The sequence below is a fragment of the Alteromonas sp. ABH4_452 genome (assembly GCF_056311825.1).
In genome coordinates, this window is sequence record NZ_CM149973.1 from 52,822 (window position 1) to 74,381 (window position 21,560).

Here is a 21,560-nt window from a genome sequence, read left to right on the forward strand (position 1 = left end):
AATTTAGTTTACTTGTCGACGTATTTCGAAACCTGAACGAGTATCAGCTACCTCCAGTTGATAGAGGGAACTAAGTACCGCTAACGTTTGCGCAGTATCTTCTAGTTTAAAGCGACCAGCCACACGGTGTTTCCCAATAGTGCTATCTATCACCAAAATGGGCTTATCTGAATAACGGTTCAATCGTTCCAACAAATAAGTGAGAGATTCATTATCTACTTCTATCCAGCCTGTACGCCAGTCTACCACTTGTGACAAATTAACACGCTGCACCGGCTCTGCAACTCCCCTATTAATTATTATTTTCTCACCTGCCTTGAGCAATATAGGCGCGCTATCGACCTTACCTCGAACTTCTACAATGCCCTCGTGTACTATCACATCAACACGCTGCCCTTGCCTATCGATGTTGAACGCCGTGCCAACCGCCGTCACTGAAGTCAGTCCGGCCTTAACCACAAACGGGCGAGCCCGGTCTTTCGCCACATCAAAATACACCTGTCCCTTTTTCAAGTTCAAAGCGCGGGTATCGTCAGAAAATAGAACGATTAGCTCACTTTTGGGTTGTAGTTGCACCTCACTACCATCACTTAGTGCCTCGTGCGCGGAAGTAATTAATTGGGATGAGGTTGAGGGTGTTATGATGTGATAGCGTGAAAATACTAGCGCAATCACAAGTAATGACGCAGCAATGGCGCTTCCCCATGTCACAAGTGAATGCCTTCGGTTTGCGATTTTTGACGACTTTTGGGCGTTTAAATAAGCAGCATGAACTGCTGGGTCTTCCCAAGTTGCTATCATCTTTTCTAACGCGTCTTGATGCCGCTCACTTTCATCTAACCAACGGATAAAACGGCGTTTATTTAACGCATCTAAATCTCCATCTGCGAGCCGGTCAATCCACTCACCTGCCTCTAGGTATGTCTTTTCTTGTTGGCTTGTCATTATCTACCTGCTTTATCCAGATGCAGTTGAATATCTGCCATCGCGCGCGAAATATGCTTTGTTACTGCTTCTGCCGAAATATTCAAGCTAGACGCTATGGCTTGACGGCTTTGACCTTCGATACGACGCATTTCGAAAACACGCCGACGTTGAACTGGCATGGCATTAATCACTTGCGCGATGAGCTCGATTCGTTGTTGTGTTTCAAGGTGCAGCTCTGGATTTTGTCGGTAGCATTGTTGTTCATCAGCATTGTCAGTGTCTGGAAGCTGGCGTTTCGAAAGCAGATTTCTCGCTACGCGAAACGCGTATGCGAGAGGATTATCAATAGTGGTTGCTTTAGATTGTTCTAAAACGCGAACGATTGACTCTTGATAAAGGTCTGCCGCCTCTTCACTGTTAACGGAGTGCCTGCGCAAGTATTGCTTGAGGACTTTCGAATTTATCAGCGTTTGAAGTGAAGAGCTGGAGGTTTCTTCTGGCATGTCTAACGACGATACTGCTGTATTAATATGATGGTCACTTATCATCGCACTCGCCTGTGACAGATTCATTGCAGTGTCGAGAAGTGTGAGGATTGGGGTGATGTAAATATACGGGATTGCTGTAAAACCAGAGATCATCCCACGGATTTTCCCCTCTAGGATCAACCTCTGGCTCCAATTCTTCTTTTAAGTTGGTCCCGCGTACTCGTACGTAGGCATCGTTGTCAGGTGCGGGCAAAGAAAATTGCACAACATTATAGGCTCCCTGTCTTTCCCAATCTTGCTGATAAAAACGGTGAATCACCTTCACAGGTGCTTTTTCTGTTTGGGGGTATTTGCCAACCACACCTCCATAGATTATATCTAATCGCTCTACCGTCGGATACTGACGATTAAAGTTAGTACCTTGCGGATCGTGAAACGCCACAGTAACGGTTATAGGCGCTTTATTGTCAACGTCTAAATCTAACGTATCACCAATGTTAACGCGCTTAGCTCCATGTTGAACACTCACATACAGCTCGTCAATCAAATCACCGGTAACGATAAAGACATTTCCTTCGCGCAGACCATCTAGTACGCTGTCGTAGTCTCGTGCCGCTCGTACATACGTTTTTGCGTATTCACCTGGCCAAAAATCTGTGCGGCCTTCGGTATAATGTGCATGGCTATCAGAAACAGCGGTAACCGTCCACTTTCTGCCTTCAGCCAGTAATTTATCCCAAACCCCTCCAACAATTGCCGACATTTGGTCAGTGCCGCCAAGGGTCGGATAGCCAAAATACTCTGCGCGAGGCGCTCTCGGATTATTCGTACCGTCTGGGTTGATTGATGCAGCCTGATGACCAGGAATGGCAGTCATACCGGTAACCACATCTGGCGCGGTATCCTGCCACTCCCGCATTTTTTGCGGTGTAACCTTTTGGTACACATTCAAATCAGTAGCCTTTCGGGCAGGGTGATTCACTACCAACACCGGTCGTGGTGACATATTCTGCATAGCTTCTAACGCGCTAAGCATAAACGCCTGCGTATCTCGTGGAGATTCATCTGGGTAAATTTCTCTGCGGTTGTACTGACTTTCCAACTCAAAAAGTTGATCAGCTTCTTTCTCACTTTTTGGAATAATCAGGGTGCTGTGTCGCGCACCTGGGGTGTCGAACTCCATACCATAGAACTGCATAATTTCTGGGATGGCGGCTCTGGAGGCGACGAGTTCAGGGTACGCTGAATTTCGGTTTACTGCGCTGTGATTTGGACCACCATGGTCGGTTGTTACCATCCAATCTAATTGATGAAATGCTGCCATTTTGGCGTTCAATGCAGTGAAATAGTGGGCGTCACCAAATAAGAGTGGCGAAGGGGGTTGAGTCTTCCAGTTCCATCTTGCACTATATTTGCCGTGAATATGGTGATCACCGGCTAGCCAGTTTTTTCCATCTTCGGGCACAAAAGCACGGCTTTCATTGTGTTGCTGGTTTATTGATACACACGCTGACAAGACGAGTAATCCGCTCGTAAACGTTATCATTAAAACTTTTTTCATTGCTGTTTAAACGTCCATTGGAAAAAGCATACCAGGCAAGCCTGGTATGCTACTTAGTTTAAAATTGCATGGTTGCACCAAGCATATAAGTACGTCCACTGGTGGTGGTATTGTATGCACGATCGTGAGAATCGCTATATAGCTCCTGACGCTCATCGGTGAGGTTAATGCCTTCAAAGCTCAGTTTAATAGTGTCGGTTAACTGGTAGAATGAAGAGAAATCGATAAATGTTGTACCGTGATAACCTGATTCATCCTGATCGCCACTGGAAGACGCGCCAGTAAGGTATGCACTACGGTACGCCGCTGACACTCTAGCTCCCCAGCCTTCCTGCTCGTAGTACAGCGTAAAGTTATAACTATTTTTTGATAGTCCCGTGAACGGTTTTTCCTGATCATTTCCCGCTTCGCCATAGATATTGCGATACAAAGCATCACCATCTGCATAGGTATAGTTTGCAATAACACCTAAATGATTAAATGGAGCAGGAAGAAAATCTAAATCGCGAGAAAAAGTTAACTCTACCCCTTTAATTTTCGAGGCGTCCATATTCTCTGGACGCTGTAAATAAAAAATACTGTCTACGGTTTTATCTACAGGTAGTAATTCTGTCGGTAGGCCTAATGACGAATACACTACTTCGCTGGTAGTATCGACAATGAAATTATCGATATCTTTATAGAAAATCGCAGCTGCGGCATAACCAACGTCATCGAAATACCACTCAAACGCGGTATCTAAATTAATCGATTCAAAGGGTTCCAACATGGGATTTCCCATCGTCACGCTGGTAATCGCATCCCCCGATGTCTGCGAAACTGACGCGTTATAGCTTAGCGACCCCAATGATGGACGGGTTATGTTTTTGCTTGCCGATGCACGCCACAACATGTTTTCTTGCAACTCGTAAACGAGGTTGATAGTAGGTAAAATATCAGAATATGAACGGGTGGTTTCTATGGCAACACCCGATGATTTGCCGGCCGCCGTAATATCTGTTTCAAAATATCGTAATCCCGCACTTACTAACAGTGGGTTACCTGCAAACTCTGTCTCCCAGCCATATTGCACGTACATTGCCAACGTTTCTTCTGTTACTGGCGATTTGTCATTACGCGTAAGCTCACTGCTATCAATGTTATAGCCATTCAGCCCATAAAAGTTTAGCAATGCGTCTAAATCACCTTGAAGCCAGCTTGTGTTGGGATGTTCACTGTACACCTCAACCAAAGCATCATTTAATGTTGTGATACCGGTATTTTCAGGTGCAATATTCTGCGCATTGCTCTGTGTTAATTGGTAAGCAGAATTCTCAAATTTTTTATAGTTCACGCCAAATTGGAATTCTCCAGTTTCACCGACGAGGTAGGTGAAATCGACTTTTGCAGTATCAAAATCATTAGTTATATAGTTTTGCTGCATGTAGATATCTTTCATCTCGTAGCCATCGAGTTGCGTAGTATCAAAATTAGGTGAAGTGCTAATACCGTAGAAACGATCTTGTCTGAAGTCAGTAGCAATATCCACGATGCCCTTGGCATGAATATTCGATTTTATAACTTCAGGCTGATCAAAGTCAGATGAACTTGTTCCAATAACGGCACTGGCATAGAACTCCGGGTTTATTGTCCAGCCCATACTAAGCGTATATTGGTTAAAATCTGACTCATTGTAACGACGAGAATTCTCATTTCGCCACGTTGCATTCTCATACAGCGCGTAAACCACTTCTTTTTGCCCGTCGTTTTCTGCCCATATAAGGTCAGATACAACCTTGTTGTCTTTCACTGCAGAGTGATGTTCATCGGTATTGTTTTCTAATTCTGCATGCATGATGTCTAACGTTAATGAAAAAGAATCAGACGGTTTGTATTGGAATGCGGCAGTAACACCTAAGCGATCTTGAGTATTATTCCAGCGAGAAAAGCGATGACCACGAGGAAACCAAAGTTCACCTGAGTCTAACTCAGCTTGTAGGTCGGTGTTTGCTGGATCCGCAGCAGTTTTTCCGCCTTCCCGGCGCCAGCGCGTAGTATTCGTGCCAAACTCGGCAGTTTCACGTTCACTGTATGCTACTGAAACCAGAGCGCCAAATTTGTTCCAGACATTAGAAATAAGCCCAGCCATGCGAGGGTTGCTTGCTTCGCTATTGGTGTTGTAGCCACCTCGTACCGACAATGCACTTTTGAACCCGTCATAATCGAATGGCTTTGCGGTAAATAGCCCGACCGTTCCGCCAATGCCGCCTTCTTCCTGATCGGCTGAATAAGTTTTGCTGATGTCGATTCGATTAAACAACTCAGATGCGAAAACATTAAAGTCAAAACCACGAGTGCGACTTACACCACCACGAGCATCCATGGGGGATGAAGACGTACCCATGGCTTCCATACCGTTTACTTGAACACGCGTAAAATCGGGGCCTAAGCCACGCAATGAAATTTGGCGGCCTTCGCCACCTTCTCGGGTAATAGTGATCCCTGGTACTCGCTGCAGTGAGTCGGCTAAATTAAGGTCCGGAAAGTCTGCGATATCTTCTGCCAAGATTGTATCGCGGGAAATAATGGCATCTTTTTTCAAGTCTTTCGCTCTAATTAGTGAGCTACGAAAAGAAGTGACTTCAATTACTTCAACGTTTTCTTCGGCTACTGATGACTGCTGTGCTATCACAGGCGTAACACCCGTTAACCCAGCCAATACACTCAACGAGAGTGTGGTTTTGGTAAATTGATTTTTCATGTGTGATCCTAGTTGTGCAAAGTAAGAGATAGATGTTCCGGTGCGCACGGTTAACACATGTAATGAGTCAGTAGCTGAAAAAAGTAGACAGAGTTTTTGATGAAACTTTTGTGACGAAACGAGTGGGAAGGTTTTTTATAAAAATGTGTGGATAGCGTCGCTATTTTAATAAGCAATAATAAATTTCGATAAATAGGTTGGTTATATACAATGTCACCGTTATCCAAAGAAAATGAAGGAGACAGAATAATATATACTTCGAGCTCAAGCGTAGTGAGGATTCATTGTCGCGGGACCGCAACGCGCGGCGCAGCCGCAGGGGCACGTTAGCGTGTGTCTGGTTTTCCAACCGCCGGAATCAAAAAAGCCCTCGCATTTCTGCAAGGGCTTGAATGATGGTGCCTGGACCCGGGATTGTAACGCGTGGCGCAGCCGCAGGGGCACGTTAGCGTGTGCCAGGTTTTCCAACCGCCGGGATCAAAAAAGCCCTCGCATTTCTGCAAGGGCTTGAATGATGGTGCCTCGACCCGGGATCGAACCAGGGACACGCGGATTTTCAATCCGCTGCTCTACCAACTGAGCTATCGAGGCTGAAACTTGTTAGCGTTCTAGGCGTTTACTGCCTGTCCTGCTGTGGGTGCGTATTAAACGGTTTTCGCCTTCACAAGTCAACCGTTTTTCTCGCTTTTTTTGCGCTTTTATTACTGTTTGCACATTGTTTGCTCAAAAAACGCTTTTTTGCTTATTTTTCAGGCGGAACATAGCCTTCAATCGTAGGCTCTACGTCGTCAAATAAGTAAGCCGACATTTTTTCTTCCAAAAATGAACGGGCATTCGGCTCCATCATATTTAACTTGTGTTCGTTAATCAGCATGGTCTGTTTCTTTTGCCATTCAGCCCATGCTTCTTTAGAAATGTTGTCGAAAATACGCTTACCCAGTTCGCCCGGGTAAAGTTGGAAATCTAAGCCGTCTGCTTCTTTTTGAAGCTTGCGACAAAATACCGTTCTTGCCATGTTATTTCCTTTCGTTCGCTATCTGCTTAGCAATTAATACAAGGCTTCCTTTACAAGCCTAACGCATTAACTGCTGAATTATCTTGGTTGTAGGTGCCGCTAAACCAACTTCAATAGGCTCGTTCAACGAAAACCAGCGATATGCCGTTTCAGCTACGCGCTTTGTTGGAGCAGAGTTTACCACGGCCACTACCGGGGTGATATCTAAATGAAAATGACTAAAGGTATGGCGGAAACCTTCAAGCTCTCGGGTATCTTCAACACTGATCCCCCGCTTGTTAAGCTGCTCAATACCCTCTTCTATTGAAGATACCTCGATAAAACCATACAACCCACCCCAGAGACCTGTTGAGGGACGCTGTTCTAAATACACTTGGCTATTGAACTGTGCCACCATCATGAAAGTGGATTTCTCGGGCAGCGCCTTTTTTGGTTTTTTACCCGGGTACTCAGTTTGCGCACCTTGTGCATAGGCAATACAGTCGGCTTGAAGCGGGCACTCGTCACACTTTGGCTTGCTTCGTGTACAGATCATCGCGCCCAAATCCATCATCACTTGGGTATAGTTGGCACAACGTCCACCTTCTGGATTGGTAGGCGTGTTTTTCTCGGCGACCTCCCAAAGTTGGTTTTCCACTTTTTTCTGCCCCGGCCAACCGCTGATTGCATAGTAACGCGCCAAAACACGCTTCACATTGCCATCTAAAATAGGAAAGCGCATATTGCGAGACAGCGACAGAATGGCACCCGCTGTTGAGCGACCTATGCCGGGCAAATCCATAACTTCTTCAAGGCTGTAGGGAAACTCGCTGTTGTATTTATCTACCAGCGTATTTGCCGCTTTGTGAAGATTTCTTGCTCTTGCGTAGTAGCCAAGCCCTGTCCAATGATGGAGCACGTCGTCTTGAGATGCCTTAGCCAAGTCATGCACCGTCGGGAACGACGCCATAAAACGTTCGAAGTAAGGAATTACCGTAGTGACTTGGGTTTGCTGGAGCATAATTTCCGACACCCATACCTTATAGGGCGTTACCTCTTTCTGCCAAGGCAAATGCTTACGCCCATGTTTGTCAAACCATGCAAGCACTCGCTCTGCAAAGCTTCCTGAATATTGTTGTTCTGTCATAATTATCTATATGGGTAATTGCTACTGCTTATTCTTTTACCAATAAAGCTAAATGCTTTCTGCCTAGCGACCATTCATTAACTAGCGCGCTATGGTAGCATGTAACTAGCTAGTTTAATGTTAAGGAGCACACGTGTCTGTGCAGCACCCTGTTTTGTTTTTTCCCGGTACACTCTGCGACGAGCGCGTATTCCTGCCACTATGGCGCACGTTGAATATTTCACAGCGCAGGTATGTGCCGCTTCAATGGGCAGCATCTCAAGAAGAAATGCTGGCATTAAGTGAAGACCGTATCCTCGATGACGAAAAAGTGCACCTTGTAGGTTACTCCATGGGCGGGTTTATAGCTGCACTAGTCGCACAGCGCAATCCTGCTAATGTAGCCTCTGTCACACTTATAGGCTACAACCCAGAAGGTTTGTCAAAAGAAGAAATTGCTAAGCGTAAGCAGCTGACTACCATGCTTAAACAAGGTAACTTTAAACCCGACAATGATGCCTATCTCTCACGGTTTATTCATCCTTCACGTTTGGACGATGAAAACGTGGCTGGCGTTATTAAATCGATGGCACAAGATTTAGGTAAAACAACATTACTTAATCACACACTAGCCACGACGCCACGGGAAAGTACCGTTAAAGCACTCGCAAAGATCAACGCGCCAATCACGTTTATCACCGCACAGCAAGACGCCATTGCACCTGCAGAGGCAATACTACAACTTCAAAGCACACTGCCTAACGCTACGTTTCACACTATTGATGATGCAGGACATATGCTAGTGCTTGAGCAAACTGAAGCAGTAGCATCTATTATTGCTAAACAAATTGGCGTATAAAATTACAGCATTTTTACCACGATAGCGTTGCATAAGCCGTGGGTAAGTGGATAATGCGCCACCAGAAAATTGGGTTAGAAAGGCATTGCAAATGAGGCAATTCAAAAGTCAGGCGGAAGCAGAAGCCGCTGGAGTATATGTAAGCAAGGTAAAAAGCTTCGTTAAACGCGAAGGCAGACTTACAAAAGCACAAGAAAAAGCACTGGCGGATTACTGGCCAACTAAAGGCATAGACTACGTTGACGCGCCCTTGTCGTTGTCAGAGTTGTTTGGCCGCGATGCAGATGTGGTTGTGGAAATTGGCTTTGGTATGGGCAAATCATTGGTTGAAATGGCCGCGAATGCTCCTGAAAAAGACTTCATAGGCATTGAGGTTCACCGCCCTGGTGTTGGCGCATGCTTAGCCGATGCTAGTGAGCAAGGCGTTGAGAACTTGCGTGTAATGGAACATGACGCCGTTGAAGTGCTTAAGAATATGATCCCAGATGGTTCATTGTCTCGCCTGCAGTTGTTTTTCCCAGACCCGTGGCACAAAAAGCGTCACCACAAGCGCCGTATTGTACAGCCTGAATTTGTTGAATTAGTTCGTACTAAGTTGGCTATTGGCGGTTGCTTTCATATGGCGACCGACTGGGAACAGTATGCTGAGCATATGTTAGAGGTCATGACCCAGGCTGAGGGCTACACTAATACCGCAACCGATGGCGACTACGTGCCCCGTCCGGACTACCGTCCGATCACCAAGTTTGAAACTCGCGGTCAAAAACTAGGCCACGGCGTGTGGGATCTAATTTTCGAGCGTACTAAGTAATGATTCTATCTCCTCAAAGCCAGCTGTTAGAACGTAATATTGCGCTTTTTGATGAAGGCCAGTGGGCATTTATTAACCCTACTGACGCGTATTTTTTGGACGGCCTTAAATCGCAAGAAGTCACTGTTCTTCACCAGTATTTCGACATTTTTTCGGAGTGCGTACGCGTAATACCCTCTGTATCGTTTGATAGCAGAGACATTACGCGCACAGGCTTTGAGGTGACGCAAAAGGTTGGCAATCATACCCATATTTTTGCGCCTTTCTTGGCTTTAGAAAAATCCCACACTGACGTAATGATTTTCTTACCTAAAGCAAAAACCCATTTTCAAATGTTACTGCGAATGGCCGCAAGTATGGTTGGCCAACATGGCCGTATTCATGTGGTTGGTGAAAACAAAGGCGGTATTAAAAGTGCCGCCAAGTTAATGCAGCAATATGGCCCTACGCAAAAAGTTGATTCGGCGCGCCACTGTAGCCTGATTACCGTTATAGTTGAAGAGCCTCACCTCGCCTTTGAGCCCGATGCTTGGCTTGATATGAATACCTATGAAGTTGAAGGTACAGCTTGGCAGGTGGCCTCTATGCCTGGTGTTTTTAGTTATAAAGAACTGGATGCAGGAACAGAGCTACTGCTTGAAAAGCTTTCCACGTCGCTGAGCGGTGAAGTATTAGATTTCGCGTGTGGTGCTGGCGTTGTTGGTAGCTACATTATGCTGAAATACCCGCATTTAAAGCTGCACCTAACCGATGTGAGCGCCCTTGCGGTGTATTGTAGTGCTTTGACTTTGGCTGAAAACGAGTTGTCAGCAACCTTATATGCTGCGGATGGTTTGCATGGGTTTTCCCAAAAAGTACAGCATATTGTCACCAACCCACCGTTTCACACCGGCATTAAAACCGACTACACCATTACGAAGCGATTTATCTCAGATGCAAAGGCAACCTTAAGCCATGGTGGCAGTATGCAAATGGTGGCAAACCGATTTTTACCCTACCCAGGTTTACTCGCTGAGCACTTCCAAACGGTTTATACCACGGCACAAACATCACAATTTTCTGTTTATCAGGCAGCTTTGTAATTAAAAAAGCCATTAGCTTGTGCTAACTTAGCTTTTCTACCTGTTGCTTATGCCATTGTGGGTACTTCACAGTGGCACTCAGCGCTTTTCGTACACTTAACTTAAGCATTATGAGTGCACTATATGTACGCTCTGGGAGATTAACTGTGAATATTGTATTTGCTATTTCAGAAGTTGAAGAGTTGGTCAAAACTGGCGGACTTGCAGACGTTGGCAAAGCGCTCCCTCTCGCACTACATAGTATGGGCGAAAGCATCACGATAATAATGCCTTATTACCAAGTACTGGCAGAGCAATTGAACCTGCCCACGGTAGCCGAGCAACAAACCCTGTTCACCGAAGGGCAAGTGTACCATTTCGATATTCGCTATATGCAATGGCACGACATTCCAATTTACTTTGTAGACGCACCTGACTATTTTATGCGTGAAGGGCTATACGCCAATGCCTTTGAAGCTTATGAAGATAATGGCGAGCGCTTTAGTTTATTCAGTGGCGCTGTTCTTCAAACGCTAAAAGCGATTGATAACAAGCCGGATATTATTCACTGCCATGATTGGCACACGGCTATGCTTCCGTTTTTACTTACCCACGACAAATCAGGGTATTTCGACAGTACCAAAACAATATTCACTATTCATAACGCCGCTTTCCAGGGCGTGCACAAACTAGAAACCATCCCGTTTCTTCGGCATCACCCGAACATATTGGCGCAAGTACACGGCGGGTACATCAACATGCTGCAAAGCGGTATTGAGTTTGCCTCGAAAGTGACGACTGTAAGTCCTAATTATGCAAAAGAGCTGCTTACTGACTTAGGCAGTCACGGACTGCACGAACGCCTTGTAAAGCGTCAAGCCGACTTAAGCGGTATCTTGAACGGATGTGATTACACCCAGTGGAACCCCGAAACAGATACATTTCTGCCAGAGCACTACAGTGCAGATAACCTTCATCCAAAAACGGCCTGTAAGCAGGTATTACAGGAAAAGTCAGCACTGCCTGAGAATAGCAATGTTCCGCTTATTGGAATGGTATGCCGCCTTACAGAACAAAAAGGTTTTGGGTATATACTGCCCATTTTAGACGACCTAATTAAGCATAATATTCAAATGGTCATTGTAGGCACTGGCGATCCAAAGGTATGTATGGACCTTGGTGAGTTTGCCCAACAGCACCCTGACAAATTTGCCTTTATCAACGGGTTTAGTTCAGAGCATGCACACTTAGTAGAGGCTGGCGCTGACTTTTTCCTTATGCCTTCACAATTTGAACCATGTGGGTTAAATCAAATGTACAGCCTGGCCTACGGCACTATCCCTATTGTGCGTTCAGTAGGAGGGCTTAAAGACACGGTCATTGACTATAGCAACGATAGTGAAGGTACAGGTTTTGTGTTTGATGAACCTACGCCGCATGCTTTGTTAGCTTGTATCCGACGTGCTCTGCTGGCTTTCTATGAAGATAAGGGCAAGTTCAGGGCAATGCAGCAACGGGGGATGAGAACCCGCTTTACGTGGGAAACGTCTGCCAAACATTATCAGCAGCTGTATTTATCGGCGACTAACTAGTCGCCACTGTAGTTGTATTTTTGTCTTTTTACCCCCTTATTGGAACACTGACTTTACTATAAGCAGTTGCGATATCAGCGTATAAAAAACGTAGCGAGAATAGGTTATAGCTCTATAACCTTCTACATTAATTATTGTTTATAAGCGCCTTTCTTTTTGCCTACTTTTGCGCCACTATTAAAAAACGGATGACGTGAATGGACAGTACACAAGGCAGGTATGACGGATAAAGCAGTAAAGCTTTCTATAAAAAGCCTCTTTCTTTGGGTGGTAATGTCTATTATTACCTTCTCAATTGCAGTGTTGTCGGGCCTTGCTGTTTATACGCAAATAAAAACCTATCGCCATGAGCTTGAATCTAACGCAATGATGCTTGCTAAGTTGGTTGCTAGAAGCTCATCTATCTACCTTTATGATGAAACCCCTGAACGTATAGAAGTTGCGTTAAGTAACCTTACAGCTGCAGAGCATGTACTCAATGCTCACGTGTACAAAGCCCAAAACGGCATATCGCAGCCAGAAATTTTTGCTTCGTACAATAAAGAGGGGCAGCTTTTATTAGGTGGCAAGGAAAACCAGTTAGCTTCCATGGTTATGAATCCAATACTAGCTGATAATGGGCATTACCTTGAACTGAGTGCAAAAGTGTTCGACCCAGAGACCAACATCCAGTTAGGGTGGGTATATTTAAGGGTTTCCTCAGACAACTTTAACCAACTGGTAGGGAAGTCAATTTGGCTAAATTTAGCAGTAGCTTTAGTGCTGTTGGCCATAAGCTTTTACTCTGCACTCAGAATGCAGCGCTTTGTAACTGGCCCGGTGGAAAGTATAGCCAACTTTTTACAACGCACGTCGCGACAGCGTGACTATTCAGCTCGCGCTACTGGCTCAAGCATTAAAGAGCTCGACATTCTAGCTGACGCGGTGAACGTATTGCTGCTGCGCATGCAAGAATACATGCAAAAACAAAGACAGGCAGAGGAGCAGCACAGAAAACTTAATGCCAGTCTTGAAGATATGGTCAGCCACCGAACAACAGCACTTAAAGACGCGAACCAAGAGCTTATTCAAACATTAGAAAAGCTGCATCAATTTCAGCGGCAAATCGTGCAGAATGAAAAAATGGCGTCCCTTGGTGATATGGTTGCCGGTGTTGCCCATGAAGTTAATACACCAATAGGTTTAGGCGTTACAGCATCAACCATGATGCTAGACAGGTTGGCTGTTATTCAGAAAGACTTTGAAAATAAAACGCTGAAAGCCAGCGCAATGAAGCGCTTCTTGGAAGAAAGTAACGAAAACCTCAATATTATTTACCGTAACTTGAACAGAGCTGCAGAGCTTATCAGTAGTTTTAAGCAGGTTGCCGTCGATCAAACCTCAGAATCTAGTAGAAGTTTTTGCGTTGTACAGCTAGTTAATGAGATACTATTGTCATTGCAGCCTCGACTCAAAAAATTAAAACACAACATCAACGTAAATTGCGACCCTACCCTTAGCGTTGAAACGAAGGCTGGCCCAATAAATCAAATTTTGATTAATTTAATAATGAATTCGGTTATCCATGGGTTTGAATCTATGGATAAAGGCACCATTGATATTCGTGCCGAGTTGGTTAGCAGTGATAAGCTCAAGCTAGTTTATACCGATAACGGAAAAGGCATTTCCCCGGAAATCCGCAAGCGGATTTTTGACCCCTTCGTTACCACCAAACGTGGGCAAGGCGGTTCAGGATTAGGAATGCACTTAGTGTACAACTTAGTAACGCAAGCCCTTAACGGTTCAATATCGCTTACCAGCGAGGAGGGCAATGGGGTAGAATTTGTCATTATCTTCCCTGTTGTTAATGCGAAAACATCAGAATAGTTGTATAAAGTATGAACTTTTCTTGATTTTTATTGGCTAACCCCAATACCTTAACAATAAGAATATTCACAAGTTACTTGCAATCAAGTACATGAATATTAAAATTTAACCAGTTAGTTGCTTAAATCGTATTTTAGAAAGAGTGTAAAACACCATGCAGACGCCAAATGTGTTAATTGTTGAAGATGAGGTGGTAACCCGTACCACGCTTAAGAGTTTATTTGAAGCGGAAGGGTATAATGTATTTGAAGCCGAAAATGGTGATCAAATGCATGATTTCTTCGAGAATCACGCTATCAATTTGGTTATCATGGATATCAACCTTCCAGGCAAAAACGGCCTGATTTTAGCCCGTGAAGTACGTGACCGTAAAAACGTTGGTCTTATCTTCCTAACAGGCCGTGACAACGACGTTGATCGCATTCTAGGTCTTGAAATTGGCGCAGACGACTATCTGACTAAGCCGTTCAACCCTCGTGAATTAACTATCCGCGCGCGCAACTTACTGTCTCGTACAACAAACTCTTCAGAAGATGACGATTTACCAAGTCGTGTAAGCTTTAACGGTTGGACTCTTGACGGTGACAGCCGTTCATTGATTTCTCCTAACGGTAAAGAATTCCGTCTACCTCGTAGTGAATTCCGTGCGCTTCACCTTTTCCTAAGCAACCCAGGTAAGATCCTTACCCGTGAACAGCTCATTATGGAAATGACAGGTCGCGAGCTTCGTCCAAATGACCGTACGGTTGACGTTACTATTCGTCGTATTCGTAAGCACTTCGAGTCAGATCCAACAGATGAAGAATTGATTGTAACTATCCACGGTGAAGGTTACCGTTTCTGCGGTCAGGTTGACGGCTAAACCGCTGCCTGAACGAGTATTGAGTTAATAAAGCCGCTACCATGTAGCGGCTTTTTTGTGCGTAATGGTATCTGACTAGCTAGCAGTAGCGCTAAAGCAAACCGAGTAGCGATAACGCTTTTCTTCCAATAAGAACGCTTTGTGCGTGCTCGGGCTCCACGAGTCATCGCCGCCCACGCCCATGTGCGCATGGTCAATATAAACAAACACACAATCTTGAGGGGTTAAATCACAGGTATGTTTTGCCTTATCCAACTGTGCTTGCCCATATTCACTTACGCTGAAGTGGAACTGCCCGCTGGCAGTTAATTCACCAATGGCCAACTTTTTACAGTGACTGCGCAAGCCATTATCCGTTGGGAACACATAGCGCGTTTGCATAGCGTTAATAGGTAAGGAGAAGTGGCCATAGCGTGCCGCCGCTTTTCTGTCAGGGTAGTTCTCAAACGGCCCAAGCCCCTGCCAAGTCACCTGCGTACACTCTTCGGCTACTGGCACTGCCGTTTGCATACCAATGCGCGGCATTGGTGGTAAGCCATCGTCTAACAACACGTCTACATCGACTGAAAGCTCGGCTTGTACATCTAGGGTATAAGCCCACTTAGTTGAAGCCATTAGCTTTTGACCATAGTGGTATTCAAATAAAGTTGTTATTCGCACGTCTTGGGCGCCCTGCTCGACGTTTACGCCCGTACAAGTGCGCGACCATTCGCCTATACCAGCACGACGCCAGCGGGACTCCCATGCATTCGGATCGGGGTTATCCACTTCACTTACCCCAATATCGTTATCTAGCGGCGCTCGAAAGAAATTATCCTCTAACGGCGCGCTAATTATTTCCTCCGCGCCGTGAAGCCACGAGGTTAATAGCCCGCTTTCACTATTAAAGCTAAATACGTTGTTTTGGACATTTACCAGTAGCATCCCGTCTTGGGCCTCAATAACTAGTTCACTTTTGTCGTCTTGTTCATTGAAAGAAAACGGGACCATACCGCACATATTGGTTATTGCTAACTGCGCAGTGTCCATAACATGCCCTGCACCAGCCCACGCACAGTCATTCGCTGTTACAACATCAATATTTAAATGATACTCAGCGCCTGATTTAAACGTGACTTCAGGAGATAGCGTTAGGGTCTGTGCTTGCTGCGGACCTATATTGATTTCGCACTCGCCCTTTGCATTTGCGATGGGTTTTCCGTTTTCTAGTACTTGCCAACACAACAACTCATTGTCTGTATGTCTAAATAGGTAATCGCTGCTTACGGTTAGCTCAAATTTTTTATCTTTTTCAAATAGCGAAAAGCTTAAGTGCTGCTGACAGTATTTTGCTTCAAACAAATGGGGATGAGGCGTTCTGTCTGGGAACAGCAATCCGTTAATACAGAACTGACGATCGTTATCGGTATCACCGAAGTCGCCACCGTAAGCCCAGTAAGCTTCACCACTGTCAGTGTACTTAGTTAACCCTTGGTCAACCCAGTCCCAGATAAATCCGCCCTGAAGACGTGGATAGTCTTTAAATGCCTTCCAATATTCATCAAAGCTGCCCAAACTGTTACCCATAGCGTGGGCGTACTCACATAAAATAACGGGGCGGTTTTCACCGGGCATAGACAGCCACTTTTTGATAGCCCATTTAGGTACAGCGTCGTCTTCCACATCCGTATCTACCCGCGCATACATAGGCGCGATGATATCGGTAGCCGTAGTGTCGGCACCACCACCTTCATATTGCACAGGTCTTGATGGGTCAAATGACTTCGCCCAGCCATACATGGCATCATGGGTAGGCCCATGACCACATTCGTTACCTAACGACCAAATGATAATACAAGGGTGGTTTTTGTCCCGTTCAACCATTTGGGTGAAGCGGGCCATGTAAGCACCTGCCCAAAGCGGGTCGCGAGACAACCGACCCATGGGAAACATTCCGTGGGTCTCGATATTCGCTTCATCGACCACATAGAGCCCATATTCATCGCAAAGCTCGTACCAGCGAGGGTGATTGGGATAATGTGCAGTACGCACGGCATTAAAGTTGTTTTGTTTTAATAGCTTAATGTCTTCAAGCATGTCATCTTCATTGATGGCATGGCCTTTTTCCTGATGATGCTCATGTCGGTTTACCCCGCGAATAAGCACAACTTTGCCATTAACCAATAGCTGGCCGTTTCTCATTTCAATATTTCGAAAGCCAACATTGTAAGCTTCACGGTCTACAGTTTCACCGCTCTCATCAATAAGGGAAACTACGATGCGATACAAATTAGGGGTTTCAGCAGTCCAGTGTTTGGGCTCTTTCACATCTAATGTTTGGAAAACCACATCATCCCAACCGCCCTTTTCATCAATACGCTTATTGTTGGTACCGGTAATAACTTGCTCGGTAATAGCGTCATCGCCATCAAAGAGCTGGATACCCACTTTAAAGGTAGATGGCGCATTGATGGCTGTACGAACTGAAACCGTAGCGTCGCGGTAACACGCATCAAGCTTTGGTGTAACGAACACATCTTGAAGGTGATGCTGAGGCTTGGTGACCAGATTAACGTCGCGAAAGATGCCGCTGAGCCACCACATATCTTGGTCTTCTAAATAGCTGCCGTCAGACCATCTGATCACCATAACAGCCAAGCGGTTTTCACCCTCTAGTAAGAGGCGGGATAAATCGAATTCAGCAGGCAAGCGACTGTCTTGAGAATAACCTACATACTCGCCGTTACACCAAAGGTGAAAAGCGCTATTCACGCCTTCAAACACAATATGATTGCGCTGCTTTAGTTCATCCTTGGTAACGTTGAACGCAGTACGATAGCAACCCGTTGGGTTATCGCTAGGTACTACAGGAGGATTTACTGCAAACGGATATTTAACGTTGCAATAAATAGGTTTGTCGTAGCCCTGTAGCTGCCAGTTGGACGGCACGATAATAGGCTGCCAATTTTCAAATTCATCACTACTTAACGTTTGAGAAAGTAGGCTTTCAGGTACGCTTTCTGGGGCATCAAACAAACGAAAATCCCATTGACCATTTAAACTGCGCTTTTGCGCATTGGTACTGTGCAATGCATCTTCTAGCGTTTTGTAACCATGATGAGGACTATGGGCATTGATGCGGTTTCTTTGAAACACAACCGGGTTTTGCCAGTCTTTTTGAGCGACTACTTGAGCAACATTAAGCATGTCATATCCTTTACTTTTTCGTTAAGCAAAATATAGCTAACTTTTCACAGATACTTTATGCTCTAAACTTACATCTATTTATCCAAAACTATCATTTTACATTTATGCAAACTAGCTTCAAAGATATTGTAGATATTGGCCCCAACTGCTTTGAACGCTTTATAGATAGCAGTAACGCGCCTGAAATCAGTGACCTAGGCATTGAACTGGCAGGATGCTCTAACTTATCAGGGAACTATACAGTGGGGCGTGTTTCTCCGCCCAACCATACTTTGTTCTACAGCATAAAGGGGCAAGGAAAGTTTCGCGTTCCATCAGGCGAACTACAGCTAAATGAAGGGCAGCTTATTATTTTACCTGCTGGACAAAGCTTTGAAGTTTCAATTATCAGCGACCAGTGGGACATAATTTGGGTAAATTTAGCTAATGTCGAGCGCTGGAAGTCATTTAGAAAAAGTGATGCCCTAGTTGTAGATAACGCCATGCTAGAAGGACTCCATCACGCCATGGAACTTGTGTACTTGGAACGCGACCTTGATAGCCGTCGCGCTGCCATGCAGTTTGTTTCTCGTTATCTGTACCTCATAGCTGATGCTCCATTAGGTAAAAAGCATGCCAGTGACGATAAGGAGCGACGCCAAATAAGCCGGGTACATGCTTTGTTTTCAGTGGTGGATAAACAACTTCAGTTTGACTGGGATATGAAAAGCTTAAGTGAAAAGGCGCATTACTCTGCCCCTCACCTTCATAGGTTGTGCTTACAAGTGTTTGGGCGAAGCCCAAAACAGCACGTTATTCATTTGCGGATGGCACGGGCCAAAAGCTTACTGTTAAGCACGCAGTGGCCCATTTCCTACATTGCAAGCTATGTGGGCTACACAAATGTATTTACTTTCTCAAAACGCTTTAAGAAATCGACAGGTCTTTCCCCTTCAGCGTTTCGAGAAAACGCGAGCTAGCTGCCCGCTATCTTCATTTGGTCGATAAGTACAGAGCCAGTTTGTACACTGCCGCGCACATCTTTTTCAGCGCCAATTGCCACAATGCCTTTGAACATATCTTTTAAGTTACCGGCAATGGTTACTTCATGGACGGGGTATTGAATAATGCCATTCTCGACCCAGTAGCCCGCAGCACCGCGCGAGTAATCACCAGTTACACCATTAACGCCCTGCCCCATAAGCTCGGTTACAAATAGTCCTGTGCCCATTTCTTTTAGAAGCTCAGCGTCGCTATGTCCTGTATCGCCTACTAGCCAGTTGTGAATACCACCAGCATGGCCATTCGAGCGGGTATTAAGCTTACGCGAAGAGTATGTTGTATAAAGGTATGTGGCTAATTTACCGCCATCGACGATTGTCATATCTGCACAGGCTACACCTTCGTTGTCGAAGCTAGAGCTTGCTAAGCCGCCTTTAATAAACGGGCGTTCTTCAACGTTAAGCCATTCTGGGAAAACTTGCTCTCCAAGGCTATCAAGTAAGAAGCTTGAACGACGATAAAGGCTGCCACCGCTGATAGCACCGACATAATGACCGAACAGGCTAGATGCGATGTCGCGGTGTAAAAGTACAGGTACGTTCGCCGTATTAATCTTACGGGCGCCTAAGCGGTCTACAGTTGCTTTTGCAGCGTCAATGCCTACAGCACTTGCTGATTGCAACAAATCGGCCTTCCGGCTTACCGTGTAGGCATAATCGCGCTGCATATCGTCATCTTGTGCGCCAATAACCATACAGCTTAAAGAATAGCGGCTACTAGGGTAGCCTGCGTTTATACCATGGGTATTGCCATAAACACGCATACCTAAATTTGCGTTATACGACGCGCCATCTGAATTGGTAATGCGCGAGTCGTAATCCATTGCTGCTTTTTCAGCTTCAATGGTGGTTTTAATGGCTTTTTCAGTATCTAGCTCTTCGGGGTGATACAGGTCTAAATCTGGGAATTCAGTAGCAATAAGGTCAGCATCGGCCAAACCAGTACAAGGATCTTCACTGGTGTAACGTGCAATATCTACGGCTTTTTCTACCGCTAATGTTAATGCTGCTTTGCTCAAATCAGCAGTAGAAGCACTGCCTTTTCGCTTGCCTACGTATACGCTTATACCTAAGCCACCGTCGTTGGTAAATTCAACGTTTTCAACTTCTTGCATACGTGAAGATACGGCGATACCCTGCACTTTCGACATGCTGGCTTCAGCTTGCGTAGCGCCTTTTGAAACGGCCAATTTTAGTACATCATCTACGACATTTTGAATGTCGGCTAACTGCTGCTCAATTTGCATAGTAAGTTTCGCTGTCTTAATTCGACTGTGATAGTTACAATTTAGCTAAAGTGTAACACTAATGAGTTTGAAATGAGTGATCAGAAATACAATTCTCCTGAAGATCCTTACTTCGAAGATGCGCAAGCAGATGAGTTCGAAGAGGAAGAGTTTGTCAGTAAAACTGAGCTGAAGCGTCAAGCAAAAGAGCTTCACAAGCTAGGCGAAACCTTAGTTAACTTAACCGATGCAAACATTGCCACTATTCCTATGGATGAAGAGCTGGCCGATGCGGTTGCTATTGCCCGTAAAGTTAACAAGAAAAAAGATGGTTATCGACGCCAACTTCAGTTTATTGGTAAAGCACTGCGTAATCGCGATACTGCCGACATAGAAGAAGCTCTTGCGAAACTTACCCACCAGCACCAAGCAGCAAACGCGGCTTTTCATGCGCTAGAGAAAGCCAGAGAAGCGGTAATTGAACAGGGTGACCCAGCTATTCAGAAGTTGATTGAAGCGCACCCTGAGCTCGATCGCCAGAAGCTGCGTCAATTCCACCGCCAAATTAAGAAAGAGCGTGAAAAGAATGCACCACCCAAAGCGTTCAGAGAGCTGTTTCAGTATTTAAAAGACGTTATTCACGAAGATTAATGGTCTATAATTACACTAATATCTACATCAGAGTATCCTTCACCAGCCAAGGGGAGATAGTGTGAAAATATTTTCTAACCCTAACGCAACATTGAAAAGCAAGTACGGTCAGTATCAAATTGCTGTACTTGGTAACATTGTTGGCGTGTCGGCTGAAGGTATTGCCGATGACTCAGCCATAGAGCGCTATGCGAGGGATATGATGGATGTGATTAACAGCTTTGGTGGGGATCACTGGGCATTTTTAGGTTTTTTGCATGGTTCAGCCCTTCTTACTAAAGCCGGCGAAAAAGAACTTCAACGTTCGGTTGAGTGGCGTGCGCAACACGGAATGGCGCTTGGTGCGCTAGTTATTGGTGACACTACAGTACAACCCATTGTAAGAGCGCAATTTCAGAGAATTTACGACAATGCAGACCTTGAATTAGGTATTTTTACCAACGAGGAAGATGCTATTGAGTGGTTAAATGAAAAAGGGTTTGAAAGTTAGCCGCGACTTATACCAGTTCGCATACAAAAAAGGTTGGTGCCTATGCCCAACCTTTTTTAGTTCTATGAGTGACTGTGTGA

Annotated in this window: 17 protein-coding genes and 1 tRNA gene; 9 read left to right on the forward strand and 9 right to left on the reverse strand. The window is 45.1% G+C overall.

The window, feature by feature from the left end; all coding sequences use genetic code 11:
• Nucleotides 1-3: 3 nt before the first annotated feature.
• From ACYX4N_RS00215 to mutY, 7 genes are all read right to left on the reverse strand, one after another.
• Nucleotides 4-945 (reverse strand): FecR family protein, encoded by a 942-nt coding sequence (locus tag ACYX4N_RS00215; RefSeq protein WP_476055216.1) that lies wholly within the window; start codon nt 943-945, stop codon nt 4-6.
• Nucleotides 945-1,475: a sigma-70 family RNA polymerase sigma factor gene (locus ACYX4N_RS00220; protein WP_474802677.1), complete on the reverse strand. Its 531-nt coding sequence runs from the start codon at nt 1,473-1,475 to the stop codon at nt 945-947. Before ACYX4N_RS00220 ends, ACYX4N_RS00215 begins: the two co-directional genes overlap by 1 nt.
• Nucleotides 1,465-2,961 (reverse strand): CehA/McbA family metallohydrolase domain-containing protein, encoded by a 1,497-nt coding sequence (locus ACYX4N_RS00225; protein WP_476055217.1) that lies wholly within the window; start codon nt 2,959-2,961, stop codon nt 1,465-1,467. Before ACYX4N_RS00225 ends, ACYX4N_RS00220 begins: the two co-directional genes overlap by 11 nt.
• 73 nt (nt 2,962-3,034) lie before the next feature.
• A complete protein-coding gene (locus ACYX4N_RS00230; protein ID WP_476055218.1) occupies nt 3,035-5,716 on the reverse strand; it encodes a TonB-dependent receptor in 2,682 nt (893 codons plus the stop codon).
• 515 nt (nt 5,717-6,231) lie between these two features.
• Nucleotides 6,232-6,307: transfer RNA gene (locus ACYX4N_RS00235), tRNA-Phe, on the reverse strand.
• A 151-nt stretch (nt 6,308-6,458) separates the two neighbouring features.
• A complete protein-coding gene (locus ACYX4N_RS00240; protein WP_025256893.1) occupies nt 6,459-6,731 on the reverse strand; it encodes an oxidative damage protection protein in 273 nt (90 codons plus the stop codon).
• Between the two features lie 58 nt (nt 6,732-6,789).
• Nucleotides 6,790-7,857, reverse strand: a complete 1,068-nt coding sequence (gene mutY / locus ACYX4N_RS00245) for an A/G-specific adenine glycosylase (RefSeq protein ID WP_476055219.1) — start codon at nt 7,855-7,857, stop codon at nt 6,790-6,792.
• A gap of 133 nt (nt 7,858-7,990) precedes the next feature.
• Here mutY and ACYX4N_RS00250 point away from each other — a divergent pair, with 133 nt between their 5' ends.
• The 6 genes from ACYX4N_RS00250 to arcA all read left to right on the forward strand — a co-directional run bounded on the left by ACYX4N_RS00250 (nt 7,991) and on the right by arcA (nt 14,887).
• Nucleotides 7,991-8,695 carry an alpha/beta fold hydrolase gene (locus ACYX4N_RS00250; RefSeq protein WP_474802687.1) on the forward strand — a complete coding sequence of 235 codons (705 nt, stop codon included), beginning with the start codon at nt 7,991-7,993 and terminating at the stop codon, nt 8,693-8,695.
• Nucleotides 8,696-8,786: 91 nt separating this feature from the next.
• On the forward strand, nt 8,787-9,506 hold the full coding sequence (gene trmB / locus ACYX4N_RS00255) for a tRNA (guanosine(46)-N7)-methyltransferase TrmB (protein ID WP_474802689.1): 720 nt from the start codon (nt 8,787-8,789) through the stop codon (nt 9,504-9,506).
• Nucleotides 9,506-10,588, forward strand: a complete 1,083-nt coding sequence (locus ACYX4N_RS00260; protein ID WP_476055220.1) for a methyltransferase — start codon at nt 9,506-9,508, stop codon at nt 10,586-10,588. Before trmB ends, ACYX4N_RS00260 begins: the two co-directional genes overlap by 1 nt.
• A gap of 146 nt (nt 10,589-10,734) precedes the next feature.
• Nucleotides 10,735-12,159 (forward strand): glycogen synthase GlgA, encoded by a 1,425-nt coding sequence (gene glgA / locus ACYX4N_RS00265; protein WP_476055221.1) that lies wholly within the window; start codon nt 10,735-10,737, stop codon nt 12,157-12,159.
• Nucleotides 12,160-12,378: 219 nt separating this feature from the next.
• Nucleotides 12,379-14,025, forward strand: a complete 1,647-nt coding sequence (locus ACYX4N_RS00270) for a sensor histidine kinase (protein ID WP_476055222.1) — start codon at nt 12,379-12,381, stop codon at nt 14,023-14,025.
• Between the two features lie 154 nt (nt 14,026-14,179).
• Nucleotides 14,180-14,887 carry a two-component system response regulator ArcA gene (gene arcA, locus ACYX4N_RS00275; protein WP_014996957.1) on the forward strand — a complete coding sequence of 236 codons (708 nt, stop codon included), beginning with the start codon at nt 14,180-14,182 and terminating at the stop codon, nt 14,885-14,887.
• A 75-nt stretch (nt 14,888-14,962) separates the two neighbouring features.
• On the opposite strand, the gene ACYX4N_RS00280 is transcribed toward arcA, so the two are convergent.
• Nucleotides 14,963-18,073: a beta-galactosidase gene (locus tag ACYX4N_RS00280; protein ID WP_476055223.1), complete on the reverse strand. Its 3,111-nt coding sequence runs from the start codon at nt 18,071-18,073 to the stop codon at nt 14,963-14,965.
• A 104-nt stretch (nt 18,074-18,177) separates the two neighbouring features.
• Here ACYX4N_RS00280 and ACYX4N_RS00285 point away from each other — a divergent pair, with 104 nt between their 5' ends.
• Nucleotides 18,178-19,032, forward strand: coding sequence for an AraC family transcriptional regulator (locus tag ACYX4N_RS00285; RefSeq protein ID WP_476055224.1), 855 nt, complete (start codon nt 18,178-18,180; stop codon nt 19,030-19,032).
• On the opposite strand, the gene pmbA is transcribed toward ACYX4N_RS00285, so the two are convergent.
• Nucleotides 19,029-20,360: a metalloprotease PmbA gene (gene pmbA / locus ACYX4N_RS00290; protein WP_476055225.1), complete on the reverse strand. Its 1,332-nt coding sequence runs from the start codon at nt 20,358-20,360 to the stop codon at nt 19,029-19,031. The two genes, ACYX4N_RS00285 and pmbA, sit on opposite strands and share 4 nt — an antisense overlap.
• Nucleotides 20,361-20,432: 72 nt before the next feature.
• Between pmbA and yjgA the strand changes: the two genes are divergently transcribed.
• Both yjgA and ACYX4N_RS00300 read left to right on the forward strand, forming a co-directional pair.
• Nucleotides 20,433-20,990, forward strand: coding sequence for a ribosome biogenesis factor YjgA (yjgA, locus tag ACYX4N_RS00295; protein ID WP_334058562.1), 558 nt, complete (start codon nt 20,433-20,435; stop codon nt 20,988-20,990).
• Between the two features lie 61 nt (nt 20,991-21,051).
• Nucleotides 21,052-21,480 (forward strand): hypothetical protein, encoded by a 429-nt coding sequence (locus tag ACYX4N_RS00300; protein ID WP_476055226.1) that lies wholly within the window; start codon nt 21,052-21,054, stop codon nt 21,478-21,480.
• Nucleotides 21,481-21,560 lie beyond the last annotated feature (80 nt).